Raw genomic sequence first — 12,366 nt, 5'->3', positions numbered from 1 at the left:
TTCTTATCTTATATATTGGAGGCAGATAGATCATATGATGATTGTATTATAAAAAAACTAAAGATGAAATATTTATATAATTATAGAAATTACATACTTATATTATTAGTACTATGTTTTTTAAATTCATGTAAGAAAAAAAATGACATTCCTTTAGTAGCAAAAGGCATTATACCAATACCAGCGCAAATAACAACAATGGGAAGGGGTTTTTTGATTTCTGAACACACCAAAATAATCGCCAACACGGAAAATTTAGTCGAGCTTGCTAACGTTTACGCTAAAGAACTAGGGGTTGATAAAGTTGAAATATCTCAAATTCCCAATAATGATGGCCTGATTCTTTCAATTGACACAAACCTCAAGAAGGAAGGCTATTCTATAAATATATCTCCTGAAAACATTATGGTTAAGGGTGGCGATAAGGCTGGTATATTTTACGCATTACAATCGTTAAATCAATTAAAAACAGATAATAGTTTTCCCGGAGTAACCATTAATGACGCTCCTCAATTTACTTATCGGGGTATGATGCTTGACGTATCAAGGTATTTCTATCCAATTGCAGATGTGAAAAAATTTTTGGACATCATGGCACTCCATAAATACAATAAGTTTCATTGGCACCTAACAGATGATCAAGGCTGGCGTATTGAAATAAAAAAATATCCAAAACTTACAGAGATTGGTTCAATTAGAAAAGAAACTATGAAAGGGGATTTCAGGGCTTCCAATGCAAGAAAAGTTCTATGGGAACAAACAGGTAAATGGGATTTTAGAAAAAACTACATCCCAAATCCAAATGATTATGACGGTAAACCTCATGGTGGGTTTTATACCCAGGAAGACATCAAAGAAATAGTTCAATATGCAGCTAGTAAATACATAGAAGTTATTCCTGAAATAGATGTTCCAGGTCATTTTTCTGCGGCATTAGCGGCCTATCCAGAATTTGGATGTAAAGAAAGCTATGAAGTGGCCACACGTTGGGGTGTCCACCCAAATATATTATGCCCCACGAAAAAATCGATTAATTTTGTTAAGGACGTATTAATCGAAGTAATGGAGTTATTCCCTAGTAATTATGTACATATAGGGGGAGATGAAGCTAATAAAACCCATTGGGAAGATTCAAAATTTTGTCAAGATCTAATAAGAGAATATAACCTTGAAGATGAAATGGGTTTACAGAGTTATTTTATCGGAGAATTAGATAAATTTTTGACTTCTAAAGGAAAGAGCCTTATTGGTTGGGATGAAATTTTAGAAGGGGGATTAAGTAAGAATGCTACAGTAATGTCATGGCGGGGAGAGTTAGGAGGTATTAAAGCAGCCAAACAGAATCATAATGTTATCATGTCTCCAGGAACTCATACGTATTTTGACAAATATCAAGATTCACTTGATTTTAAACAAAAAACGCCCTTGGCTCAATGGGGTGTTGTTTCACTAAAAAAAACCTATAGTTACAATCCTTTACCCAAGGAATTATCAATAGAAGAACAAAAATATATTTTAGGCGCAGAAGGATGTATGTGGACAGAATACATTCCAAAAATGGAGCATTTAGAATATATGGCCCTTCCTAGATTAGCAGCATTGTCAGAGGTTCTTTGGAGTAAACCAGAAAAAAAGAATTGGGGTGATTTTAATAATAGATTAAAAGATTTAATCAACCTCTATGAAGATAAAAACTATAATTACGCAAAAAATAACAAGAGATACTAAGACCCTTTTTACCAAGAAAACATGATAATAGAGTCCTCCTTATTCTATTCTCTTTTATTGTGTTAATGTTTCTCTAGCTAAAAGAATGTCCCAATTATTATTGAAATTGTAAATACAAAACCTTCCTTGTATCAGAAGCGCTTACTTCTGCAAGACCAAGTATAACTTATGGTTTATGCTAAATTCTTCAGATGAATTTGAGATAACAACCGTTTACAAATAAAAATAACATCCAAATCGCCATGAGGTTGGGCTACTAATCCTTTTACTAATGAAGAACAAGCTTATGTTGAAGAATATTTAATTATTGGATTAAATATAAATTTTACTGAATTAATTTTTCATAAAACTAAATAAGATAAACATTTAAATCAATATGCCTATGAGAGAAAAGTAAGTATTAGCTATTAATAAAAACACTAAGATTAATTAATAAAAACTTATAAACATGAATACAAAATTTAAATTATTATTACTTTCTATTTCATTGACTTTTCTACTTTTTCCTTCCTGCGAAAAGCAGGATGAATTTGACCTAGTTGAGAAATATTTAGAAGCAGCACCTCAAAGTGATTTGAATGTGGTTGCAGGAACAAATGCCAGTTCTAAAGCTGGATTTACTTTAGTTTGGGAAGATCAATTTGGTTCTTTTGACAGTTCTAAATGGAGAAAAAATTACATTTATGATTATGGTGTAAGTAATGCCCATGAAGCTCCTGTAGGAGGAAGTTTCAATATTAGCGCTCATGAAGGAGCTGCCTATAAAACAGGACAAATTTCTTATATTAATGATGCCACCGCATCGGACGGTAAATCCATGAGGTTTAAACTAGAAAATAAGCCAACAGTAAGTCTAAGAGGTCATACCTTACCTTATGCCAGTGGGTGCGTTATGGGAAAATCGACAGATCAAGGTAAATTAAAATATGGTCTTATTGAGGCAAAAATTAAAATGCCTGGAAATGCTGGGACTTGGCCTGCTTTTTGGTTAATGCCAGAATCTGATAATATTTACCGTCCATATGGCGCAGAGATAGACGCTATGGAGCATTTTCCATCAATTTACAGTACCAAAAACAAAATTAACTATGGCCTATTTTGGGATGGATATGGAGGTACAGATATATCTCCGCAAAGCTGGAAGGCTAACTCTTCGGGAGTTGACATTGGCACAACACCGAACGTCTGGAAGGTATTTACTTTAGAGTGGAATCCTGACGAGATTATTCTTTATGTTGATGGTGTTCAAAAAGCTAGATATACTGGAGAGGCTGTACCTATTGCAGAGCATTACATAATATTAAATTTAGCGGCTGGAGGTACTAATTTTGCCGGTGCGATTAACCCTAGCGAATTACCTTTAAACATGGATATTGATTATGTTAAATATTATCAATATAGTAACTACGCTGCTATTCAAGCAATGGAAGATGCTAAACATGGTTCTAGAGCTACAAATAGATATGATTTTGAAGACATTACCATTGATAAAATTCATGATTTAGCCGCTAAGAAGTTTAATAAAGATTATGTTAGAATCTCTACGCAAAAAGCGGCAACTTCTGCCAATAATACGGGGATAGCTAATGCCACACCAACGACAAAAATAGAGGTAATTAACGGAGACAAGTCATTATTTATCGATTCTAGAGGAAAATCAGGAGATTGGTTTGAAGCTTTTTCTACACCTACAGGGATGTTTAAATCTGGGGTAAATTATACCGTTACTATTAATTATAAGGCCGCTGAAAGAGTGTCTGGCGCATACGCTTATGCAATTGTGCAATCGGAAGCTGTTGGAGCATCACCTAAACAAATAGCGTCATATTCTATTCATGGTTCTGGTACAAATCAAGATAATCAAGGTCGATTAGAGTTTTCGTTTACACCATCACGTAATGATTATAACTTGTTGCTAGGTTTATATAAAAATTGCGCCTATATCATTGATGATATTATTATTCAAGGAGAAACAGGTGCAGAAACTGGACAAGAAGGTAGTACTACGCCTCCGCCGTCGACAGGAGGAACAATTTCAATTACAAGCCCTAGTGTTGGTGCAACAATTACGTCAACTTCTTTGACTGTTAATGCAAAATCAACTGGAGATGTGACTTTTGCAGAAATTAAGGTAGATGGTGTTTATAAAGGTCATAAGAATATGTCGCCATATTCGTTTGACCTAACAGGTTTAACAGCTGGAGCTCATGAAATTAAGGTATATACAAATTCAACTTCTCAGGGTTGGATTAACGATGTAATAAATATTAACGTTAATACAGGAGGAGGCACACCTCCCTTTATTCAAGATTTTAATTCGAATACAAAATTCGAAATAAACAGTGCTGGAGCAAATCAAATATCCTCAACAGTTTATCCTAGAGTAATTTTGGCAACCAAGGCTGTTGATTTGATTGACAACTCTACGGCATGGCGCGTAAACACCATGAATTTGCCTACTAATGCCTTTCATGAATTCTATTTCTCTCCAGAAAAAAAAATGGAAGCAAACAAAACTTATAAAATAGAATTTGATTATAAGGTATTAAAAACTGCTGGAGATGCTGCTTATGTTTATGTTATCTCGAAATCTAAAACACAAGGAGGCTCAAATAAGGGGTGGAATCAAAAAACGCTTTTAACGGGACAAACAGGCAGTATTTCAACTACAATTTCAACAGGATCTATAAGTGATTATTACGCTATTATTGGTGTGCACAATAGAGGTAAAGTTTCCATAGATAATGTTAAAATCACACAACAATAGAGACCATAATGTTTTCTATTAGTTTTTAACAATATTCAAAAAAGTGTAATTATTATTTAGAGGGCTATCACAAACAAACTTTGTTTGAGTGATAGCCTTTTATCTTTAAAAAAATAAAATATTTTACAAAACTGGTCGGTATGGATTAATACTTACAACCTCATATCTCATTACAATAAACAAAGAATGAGTTCTATTAAGTTTTTATAAGGGAAGTAAAAATGAATCTAAACGGCAAAGAATCCTTAATGACACTTATTTGATAGTAATGTCAAAAATATAATCGAAATAATTTCAAAATTAGACACAACGAATAATTTTAGGCTATTTAAAAAAGTTGATAAGTAATCGTTAAACTTACAAAAACAAAAAAGCCGAAGATTTCTCTTCGGCTTTTCCTTTTATACAGTGCGGGCGGGGAGACTCGAACTCCCACACCTCGCGGCACTAGATCCTAAGTCTAGCGTGTCTACCAATTCCACCACGCCCGCAAAAGGACTGCAAATATAAACAAGATTTTTAAATTGCAAACTTAATAGTCTCAAAAAACTTTCTTTTTTTATACTTTTGAGTACATCCTTTAAAAAGAATTTATGAATCAGATACAATCTTATATTTCAGAACATAAAAGCCGTTTTTTAAACGAGCTTATTGAGCTCCTTAAAATCCCATCTATTAGTGCTGATTCGGCATTCAAAAATGATGTTCTCAAAACCGCAGAAACGGTTAAAACTAGTCTTGAAAAAGCAGGCTGCTCAAAGGTTGAAATTTGTGAAACTGCTGGATACCCTATAGTGTATGGTGAAAAAATAATTGATAAGAACCTACCTACCATCTTAGTTTACGGGCATTATGACGTACAGCCGCCTGACCCAATAGAACTTTGGGATTCACCTCCTTTTGAACCCGTGATTAAACCCACAGATAAGCACCCTGACGGCGCCATTTTTGCGCGAGGGGCTTGTGATGACAAAGGTCAAATGTACATGCATGTTAAGGCTATGGAATTTATGACAGCGACAAATCAATTGCCTTGTAATGTCAAATTCATGATTGAAGGCGAAGAAGAAGTGGGCAGCGCTAATCTTGCTACGTTTGTAAAAAACAATCATGATAAACTAAAGAATGACGTCATTCTTATTTCGGATACTGGAATGATAGCAAACGATGTACCTTCTATTACCACTGGACTCAGAGGCCTTAGTTATGTTGAAGTTGAACTTACCGGACCTAATCGAGATTTACATTCAGGATTATATGGTGGTGCAGTGGCTAACCCCATAAATGTATTAACAAAAATGATTGCGTCTTTACACGATGAAAACAATCGAATTACCATTCCTGGTTTTTATGATAAAGTGGAAGAACTCTCGCAGGCTGAACGGAAAGAAATGGCGAAAGCGCCTTTTAGCCTAGAAAGCTATCAAAAAGCATTAGATATTGAAGCGGTCTACGGTGAAAAAGGCTACTCGACTAACGAACGAAATTCTATAAGACCAACCCTGGATGTTAACGGTATTTGGGGAGGTTACATTGGTGAAGGTGCTAAAACAGTAATCCCAAGTAAAGCTTATGCTAAAATCTCAATGCGTTTAGTCCCCCATCAAGATTGGGAAGAAATCACTCAACGCTTTAAAACGCATTTCGAAAGTATTGCCCCAAAAGGTGTTAACATTAAAGTAAACCCCCATCACGGTGGGCAAGGTTACGTAACCCCCATAGACAGCATTGGTTATCAAGCAGCAAGCAAAGCTTATAAAGAGGCCTTTGGAAAAACACCTATTCCTCAACGGAGTGGAGGCAGCATCCCGATAGTGGCTCTTTTTGAAAAAGAGTTAAAAAGCAAAACAATCTTAATGGGATTTGGGCTAGACAGTGATGCCATTCACTCGCCTAATGAACATTTTGGGGTGTGGAATTACCTAAAAGGAATAGGGACCATTCCTTTATTCTATAAACACTTTACTGCCTTATCAAAATAACGAGGACCGTATTATCTTTTTATAAAAACTAAATATAAGTGGAGGTATATATTCATAGTTTTGCCTGAAAACGAAGTCTGCAAGAAATTAACATTTACTATCGCTAAGACAAATTAGCGTATCTCATGAAAAACCAACACACCAATCACCTCCTATTATTAGGTCTCGCTACTATTCTCATTAGTACTTCAGGTAGCCTTGGAAAATATATAGATTTACCTACACCAGTAATCATTTGGTGTAGAAGTGCCATCGCAGCAGTTTTCCTGTTTATTTTTTGTCTTTTTAAAAAGTCTAGCATAAAACTAAAATCAAAAAAAGACGCACCTACTATTCTACTTAGTGCGCTTCTATTGGGCGCCCATTGGCTTACCTATTTTTATGCCTTAAAACTTTCTAATGTGGCTTTAGGTATGTTGTCTATGTTTACATTTCCCGTAATGACGGCCATTCTAGAACCGCTATTTACCAAAACAAAATTTAATCCTATTCATGTCCTTTTGGCTATTATAGTTTTAATAGGTATTTACATCCTCGCTCCAGAATTTAACTTTGAAAACACCCAACTTAAAGGGATATGTTTTGGACTTTTATCAGCCCTGTGCTATGCCTTAAGAAATTTAATATTAAAACAACATGTAAATCAATATAACGGCACCGTTCTTATGACCCAACAGGTAATCATAGTCAGCATCATACTACTACCAATTATGTTTACCATGAATATTGATAATATTGACACACAACTCCCTTATTTAATTTTATTAGGCCTAGTTACTACCGCCATAGGTCATTCTTTATTTATTGGAAGCCTAAGATATTTCTCAGTAAGCACAGCCAGTATTATTGGTAGCGCCCAACCTATTTGCGGAATTATCATTGCGTTTTTCTTTTTAAATGAAATTCCAACACTGAACACTTTTATTGGCGGAAGCCTTATTCTAGCGACAGTATTTATTGAAAGTATGCGCTCTAGAAAAGGGTGATTTATGATAGTTTTGACTAAGATTATGTAACAAATCATCAACTTTAACGTTCTTATAGTCAATCATCAATCAAAATCAATCATTATGTTAAAGCAATTCTTCATTATCTGCTCGGGTGCAGATACCGATATTTTAAATCAGTGCTCAAAAGGTGAACAAAATAAATATGCTGGTGTAGGGGCCACGGTTTTCTTTACAGCAGTTATGGCTTTTATCGCATCTAGTTATGCCCTTTACACGGTTTTTGACACTTTGTATTCTAGTATTTTCTTCGGACTCATCTGGGGTTTACTCATTTTTAATCTAGACCGTTACATTGTTTCTACAATTAAAAAAACAGGCCACTTTTTTGATGAATTCATTCAGGCCATTCCAAGAGTTATACTTGCTGTAATTATAGCCATTGTAATTTCTAAGCCTTTAGAATTAAAGATTTTTGAAAAAGAAATTAATCAGGTATTGTTGGAGCAAAAAAATGAATTAACCCTTGCTAATAAAGATCAAATAGCGGCGCAATACAATCCTAAAATTGAAGCTCTCAATAGTTCTATTTTAGCTTTACAGGAAGACATTAAAACAAAAGAAACCGAGGTTAATCAACTATATAACACTTATATTTCTGAAGCTGAAGGCACAGCAGGAACCAGACTTTTAGGAAAGGGTCCTGTATATAAAGAAAAAAGAGAAAAGCATGATGCGCTATTAGCAGAATTAAATGAACTAAAACTAGAAAACAGAAAAAAAATCAAAGCCCATGAAGCGCAAATAGACCAGCTAAATACGCAATACAAAGCTGCCATTACGCGCTCTCAGCCCATAATAAATAATTTTGATGGTTTAATGGCCCGTGTTAATGCATTGAACAAACTCCCCTGGCTCCCATCATTTTTTATATTCCTGCTATTTTTAGCTATTGAAACATCTCCAATCTTAGCAAAATTACTTTCTCCTAAGGGGGCCTATGACTTTAAATTAGAGGATTTAGAAACCGCCGTAAAAACAAACGTTCTTCAAAATAAAAACCAAAGAGAAGCCATGCTCCAAACAGATTTCGCTATAAATGATCGCATTTATAATGATCTTCAGCAAGAAGATGATTTATACGCATATGAGCGCAAAAAAGCAAAGGAACTCATGCAGTTACAAGCCGATGCTTTTTATAAACAGCAAAAAAATATATTATAATTTTAAGCGGCGTTGCCAGATTTAAAATGATCATAAAGATCTTTACAACCATAGCCTATTATTGAGAGTTTTTTGTTTTTAGACAAAGCCTCTTCATGCAATTGTGCCATGGCGTGAACACCGTATTTATCCATCCCTGTAATGTCCTTAATACTTATGGTAACTTGATCTCTTTTTTCAAATACATCCTTTAATTCATATTTAAACAAAGCCACATTACCTTTATTTAGGGTACCTTTTACTTTAAAAAAATTGTTACAGTTTGTAATTTCCAAATTCATAATTAAGTGATTTTAAATAGTTAATAGCAAAACTTGAGGGAGAACAATACTTAAATTGCCTGATAAAAGTAATAAAGATGATAAGTTAACCTATCATTTTTTCGACCAATCGATTTTAACTACAGATAAAACCAATCATAAAGTCAATTTCATCGATGATTGACGTCATAAAACAATATTTTGTTACATTTACTTCATAAAAATTCTTATACCCAAAATCTTAACGTATTCAAAATGAAAAAACTAATTATACTTTTATGCATCGTTTGCACCTGTGCCACTTATGCTCAAAACAATGCAGAAGCCGATATTAAAGCCATAAATAAGGTTTTAAAAAAACAGCGCATAGCATGGTCTAATAATGATCTTGAAGGCTTCATGAAGGGGTATTGGAAAAGTGACTCTTTAAAATTTTATGGTTCCAATGGTGTGACTTATGGGTGGAAAGCCACTTTAAAGCGCTATAAAAAAGCCTACCCTACTCAAGACCATACTGGTAAATTAAGCTTTAAAATTAATGATATTAGCCCTATAAGTGAAGATGCTTATTATGTATTAGGTGAATACCATATAAAGCGCGAGGTTGGAAATGCCGACGGTATTTTCATGATTATTTTTAAGAAGATAAACGGCGAGTGGAAAATTATTGCCGACACATCATCTTGAATTCCTATCAAACACCTATTTATAGTATAAGGCCCACTGGTAAAAAGTAATATAATTGGATTCATTAAAACAATGCATTACTAAAGAAACTCAAATAGATACCTCTAGCATAGAGGTTATTCTTTCTTCTTTCTATACGCGTGATTTAAAAAAAGGGGACTTTTTCTTAAGAGCTGGCAAACTATGTACACAAATGGCTTTTATTGATACTGGGTATTTAAGAATGTTTGATATTGTAGACGGTAAAGAAGTCACCTTTTGGATTGGCAGTAGTGGTAAATTTATTACCTCTTTATCAAGCTTTGTTTTTCAGACCACCAATTTTTGGAACATACAAGCCATAACGGATTGTAAACTGCATATTATTGATAGAGAATCCCATTTTACACTATGTAAACAACAACCGAAATGGTTGGAGTTTGATAATCATTTACTAGCACATTCCTTTGCCCTTTTAGAACAAAAAATACTATCTCAACTTCATACATCTTCACAACAACGATTTGATGCCTTATTTAAGGCAGACCCGCAACTATTTAACCATGTGCCGCTGCAATACATTGCTTCAATGCTAGGTATCACTCCAGAAACATTAAGCCGACTAAGAAAAAAGAACGCGAATTAATACATTTTCTTGATTTATGTCAAGTGGTTCTTCCCTATGACTTATGAACTTTGTTCAAAACTAAAATCATGAATCAACTTCAAAAATCATTAAGTATTAACGCCCTTTTTTCTGGTATCTCAGGATTATTACTAATTGTCTTCCAGAGTTTCTTCGCCGAAGTATTTGGCTTAAAACCATTACCGTTTTGGATTATAGGATTGGCTCTAATTTTTTTCACGTGTACTATTGTTTATGAAATTAAAAGACAAAGAACACTAGCCGTTTCATGGGTAATTGTCCAAGATTTCTTTTGGGTATTTGGCAGTCTTATTATTCTAATGGTTCAACCATTTGGCATAAGCAGAACAGGCCATTATATAATTGCCGGCGTAGCCTTAATTGTACTTTTAATGGCGATAAATCAATATAATGCGCTACGGAGAAAACATCATATTCATAATGATGCACCCAATTACAAAACCCGCTAATGGATACAACTTATTTTAAAAAACGGTTAAAGAAATTAGCGCAATCACCAAAGTTTGTTTTAGACTTCTCCTAAGTCTTAAATACAAAGTTCATCAATTGGAAAGCCTTTCCATGGAAATGCACTAGCATTAAACAACCTAAAAATCCTATAATTTTTTAACGTAATCAGTAATAATAACTATTTGCTGAGCACCTACCTTCCCTTCTATATATTGCGCATTTTCACGATCCAGCCTAATATTTCTAACGGCCGTACCTTGTTTAGCTATCATGCTAGACCCTTTTACTTTTAAATCTTTTATAAGCACTACAGCATCTCCATGCTCGAGAATAACTCCGTTGACATCCCTATGGATGATTTTTTCACTTTCCTCTTGATCTTCTCCAGTGGCTCTAGCTAAGGATAAGGCATTATCATCAAGATACATCATATCCAACAAATCTTTTGGCCAGCCTTCATTTCTTAGTCGCTGTAGCATACGCCATGCCATAATTTGTACAGGCAGGTGTTCATTCCACATGCTATCATTTAAACATCGCCAATGATTGGGATTCATGGCTTCATTACCTTCTATTTGATCTAAACACGTTTTACAAACCAAAACGTCATTCGCCACATTTTCATTTAATGAAGGCGGGATGGTATATTGCTTTAATTCTTGGGCTGAAGCGCATAACTCGCAGCTATTGTTACTTCTATCAATTAGGGTTTGTAATACACTCATGAATATGATTTATTATGCAATAATACGTTTTAATAAAACAACTTTAGGTATTCGGTTCGAAACAAAAAGACACCTCTAAAGCGAAGTGTCTTTTTTATGTTAATCTCTAAAAGTAGTCTTACTTATTAAGTCCTGCTACAAACTTATAAACGGCGTCACCATGAACGCCTGTAAAATACTTATTAAATTTTTTCCATCGTTCTTTTCTAGCATCTTCATCTGGCCATGCTTCTTCCATCAAATCACCAAGACCGTCAAACATTTTATCCAAATCAGTCAAAGAGTCTAAGAAGTAAGCCTCCATCATTTCTGTACCATCTTTCCCCCATGCATGTCTGTGTGGATAATACCCTTTAACTAATGGGTTATCTTTTATAAGTTTATCAAAATTCTCACCCATTAGGGCTCTTATTTCATCGCCTTTTCCATCTTCAGGAAAAGCCAAATGCGATGTACGCACATAACAGATTAAATCTTTTGAAGCGTCCTTCAAATGTTTTACAATGGGTAATGTAGTATAAATTTCATCCGTATGATTACGATCATAATAAGCATTTTGTTTTTTAAAAAACGCATCTCTTTCTGCCTCATCGGGCCAGGCCTCTTTTGCTAACTCCCAATCTCTTTCAGCAGCTTTTTCAATATCATTCCAGGTATCATACACCCTTACGGATATCAGTTCTCTATTATCAGGACTTAATTGATGTAAATAAAAGGATGACGCAGCAACATGCTCATTCTTAGCTGTTACTTTATCGAGATACTCTTTTTCAACAGATTTCCATGTATCCATATCAAAGTCTTCATAATCCATATTCCAATGCAAGGTGGTTAGGGTCATGTATTGCGGTCCTTTATCTTCCCCTTCTTGAGCAAAAATAGTGGTTGAACTGAGTAGCAAAAGTGATAATACAATTGCCACGAAAAATGGTTTGGTTTTTTTCATAATC

General features: G+C 34.5%; 11 protein-coding genes and 1 tRNA gene. 8 read left to right on the top strand and 4 right to left on the bottom strand.

Annotated features, from left to right (window positions below; translation table 11 throughout):
• The first annotated feature begins 63 nt into the window (after positions 1 to 63).
• Together IE051_RS12785 and IE051_RS12780 are read left to right on the top strand one after the other, a co-directional pair.
• Positions 64 to 1,728 carry a beta-N-acetylhexosaminidase gene (locus IE051_RS12785; protein WP_189361241.1) on the top strand — a complete coding sequence of 555 codons (1,665 nt, stop codon included), beginning with the start codon at positions 64 to 66 and terminating at the stop codon, positions 1,726 to 1,728.
• A gap of 448 nt (positions 1,729 to 2,176) precedes the next feature.
• On the top strand, positions 2,177 to 4,495 hold the full coding sequence (locus IE051_RS12780) for a family 16 glycosylhydrolase (protein ID WP_189361239.1): 2,319 nt from the start codon (positions 2,177 to 2,179) through the stop codon (positions 4,493 to 4,495).
• A 409-nt stretch (positions 4,496 to 4,904) separates the two neighbouring features.
• On the opposite strand, the gene IE051_RS12775 is transcribed toward IE051_RS12780, so the two are convergent.
• A tRNA-Leu gene (locus tag IE051_RS12775) sits at positions 4,905 to 4,986 on the bottom strand.
• Between the two features lie 102 nt (positions 4,987 to 5,088).
• Between IE051_RS12775 and IE051_RS12770 the strand changes: the two genes are divergently transcribed.
• The 3 genes from IE051_RS12770 to IE051_RS12760 all read left to right on the top strand — a co-directional run bounded on the left by IE051_RS12770 (position 5,089) and on the right by IE051_RS12760 (position 8,648).
• Positions 5,089 to 6,477: a dipeptidase gene (locus IE051_RS12770; protein ID WP_189361237.1), complete on the top strand. Its 1,389-nt coding sequence runs from the start codon at positions 5,089 to 5,091 to the stop codon at positions 6,475 to 6,477.
• 125 nt (positions 6,478 to 6,602) lie between these two features.
• The gene (locus IE051_RS12765; protein WP_189361235.1) at positions 6,603 to 7,463 is read left to right on the top strand and encodes a DMT family transporter; all 861 of its coding nucleotides are present in this window, start codon (positions 6,603 to 6,605) and stop codon (positions 7,461 to 7,463) included.
• Positions 7,464 to 7,547: 84 nt separating this feature from the next.
• Positions 7,548 to 8,648 carry a DUF4407 domain-containing protein gene (locus tag IE051_RS12760; RefSeq protein ID WP_189361233.1) on the top strand — a complete coding sequence of 367 codons (1,101 nt, stop codon included), beginning with the start codon at positions 7,548 to 7,550 and terminating at the stop codon, positions 8,646 to 8,648.
• Positions 8,649 to 8,650: 2 nt separating this feature from the next.
• Here IE051_RS12760 and IE051_RS12755 read toward each other — a convergent pair whose 3' ends face one another.
• On the bottom strand, positions 8,651 to 8,929 hold the full coding sequence (locus IE051_RS12755; protein WP_189361231.1) for an STAS domain-containing protein: 279 nt from the start codon (positions 8,927 to 8,929) through the stop codon (positions 8,651 to 8,653).
• A 234-nt stretch (positions 8,930 to 9,163) separates the two neighbouring features.
• Between IE051_RS12755 and IE051_RS12750 the strand changes: the two genes are divergently transcribed.
• From IE051_RS12750 to IE051_RS12740, 3 genes are all read left to right on the top strand, one after another.
• Positions 9,164 to 9,595, top strand: coding sequence for a YybH family protein (locus IE051_RS12750; protein ID WP_189361228.1), 432 nt, complete (start codon positions 9,164 to 9,166; stop codon positions 9,593 to 9,595).
• 55 nt (positions 9,596 to 9,650) lie between these two features.
• Entirely contained in the window at positions 9,651 to 10,220 is a 570-nt protein-coding gene (locus IE051_RS12745) for a Crp/Fnr family transcriptional regulator (RefSeq protein WP_189361226.1), read from the top strand.
• Between the two features lie 68 nt (positions 10,221 to 10,288).
• A complete protein-coding gene (locus tag IE051_RS12740) occupies positions 10,289 to 10,690 on the top strand; it encodes a hypothetical protein (protein WP_189361224.1) in 402 nt (133 codons plus the stop codon).
• A gap of 147 nt (positions 10,691 to 10,837) precedes the next feature.
• On the opposite strand, the gene IE051_RS12735 is transcribed toward IE051_RS12740, so the two are convergent.
• Together IE051_RS12735 and IE051_RS12730 are read right to left on the bottom strand one after the other, a co-directional pair.
• On the bottom strand, positions 10,838 to 11,416 hold the full coding sequence (locus IE051_RS12735; protein ID WP_189361222.1) for a PhnA domain-containing protein: 579 nt from the start codon (positions 11,414 to 11,416) through the stop codon (positions 10,838 to 10,840).
• 118 nt (positions 11,417 to 11,534) lie between these two features.
• Positions 11,535 to 12,362 (bottom strand): hypothetical protein, encoded by an 828-nt coding sequence (locus tag IE051_RS12730; RefSeq protein WP_189361220.1) that lies wholly within the window; start codon positions 12,360 to 12,362, stop codon positions 11,535 to 11,537.
• Positions 12,363 to 12,366 lie beyond the last annotated feature (4 nt).

Source organism: Algibacter mikhailovii, from assembly GCF_014651495.1.
Taxonomy (GTDB): domain Bacteria; phylum Bacteroidota; class Bacteroidia; order Flavobacteriales; family Flavobacteriaceae; genus Algibacter_E; species Algibacter_E mikhailovii.
Note: the sequence above shows the minus strand (reverse complement) of the source record. Positions and strands in the feature narration are given on the sequence as shown.

Excerpts from the sequence above, each read along its gene's own strand:
- IE051_RS12785 (WP_189361241.1), top strand. The coding sequence starts at position 64 with ATGAAATATTTATATAATTATAGAAATTACATACTTATATTATTAGTA.
- IE051_RS12780 (WP_189361239.1), top strand. The coding sequence starts at position 2,177 with ATGAATACAAAATTTAAATTATTATTACTTTCTATTTCATTGACTTTT.
- IE051_RS12770 (WP_189361237.1), top strand. The coding sequence starts at position 5,089 with ATGAATCAGATACAATCTTATATTTCAGAACATAAAAGCCGTTTTTTA.
- IE051_RS12765 (WP_189361235.1), top strand. The coding sequence starts at position 6,603 with ATGAAAAACCAACACACCAATCACCTCCTATTATTAGGTCTCGCTACT.
- IE051_RS12760 (WP_189361233.1), top strand. The coding sequence starts at position 7,548 with ATGTTAAAGCAATTCTTCATTATCTGCTCGGGTGCAGATACCGATATT.
- IE051_RS12755 (WP_189361231.1), bottom strand. The coding sequence starts at position 8,929 with ATGAATTTGGAAATTACAAACTGTAACAATTTTTTTAAAGTAAAAGGT.
- IE051_RS12750 (WP_189361228.1), top strand. The coding sequence starts at position 9,164 with ATGAAAAAACTAATTATACTTTTATGCATCGTTTGCACCTGTGCCACT.
- IE051_RS12740 (WP_189361224.1), top strand. The coding sequence starts at position 10,289 with ATGAATCAACTTCAAAAATCATTAAGTATTAACGCCCTTTTTTCTGGT.
- IE051_RS12735 (WP_189361222.1), bottom strand. The coding sequence starts at position 11,416 with ATGAGTGTATTACAAACCCTAATTGATAGAAGTAACAATAGCTGCGAG.
- IE051_RS12730 (WP_189361220.1), bottom strand. The coding sequence starts at position 12,362 with ATGAAAAAAACCAAACCATTTTTCGTGGCAATTGTATTATCACTTTTG.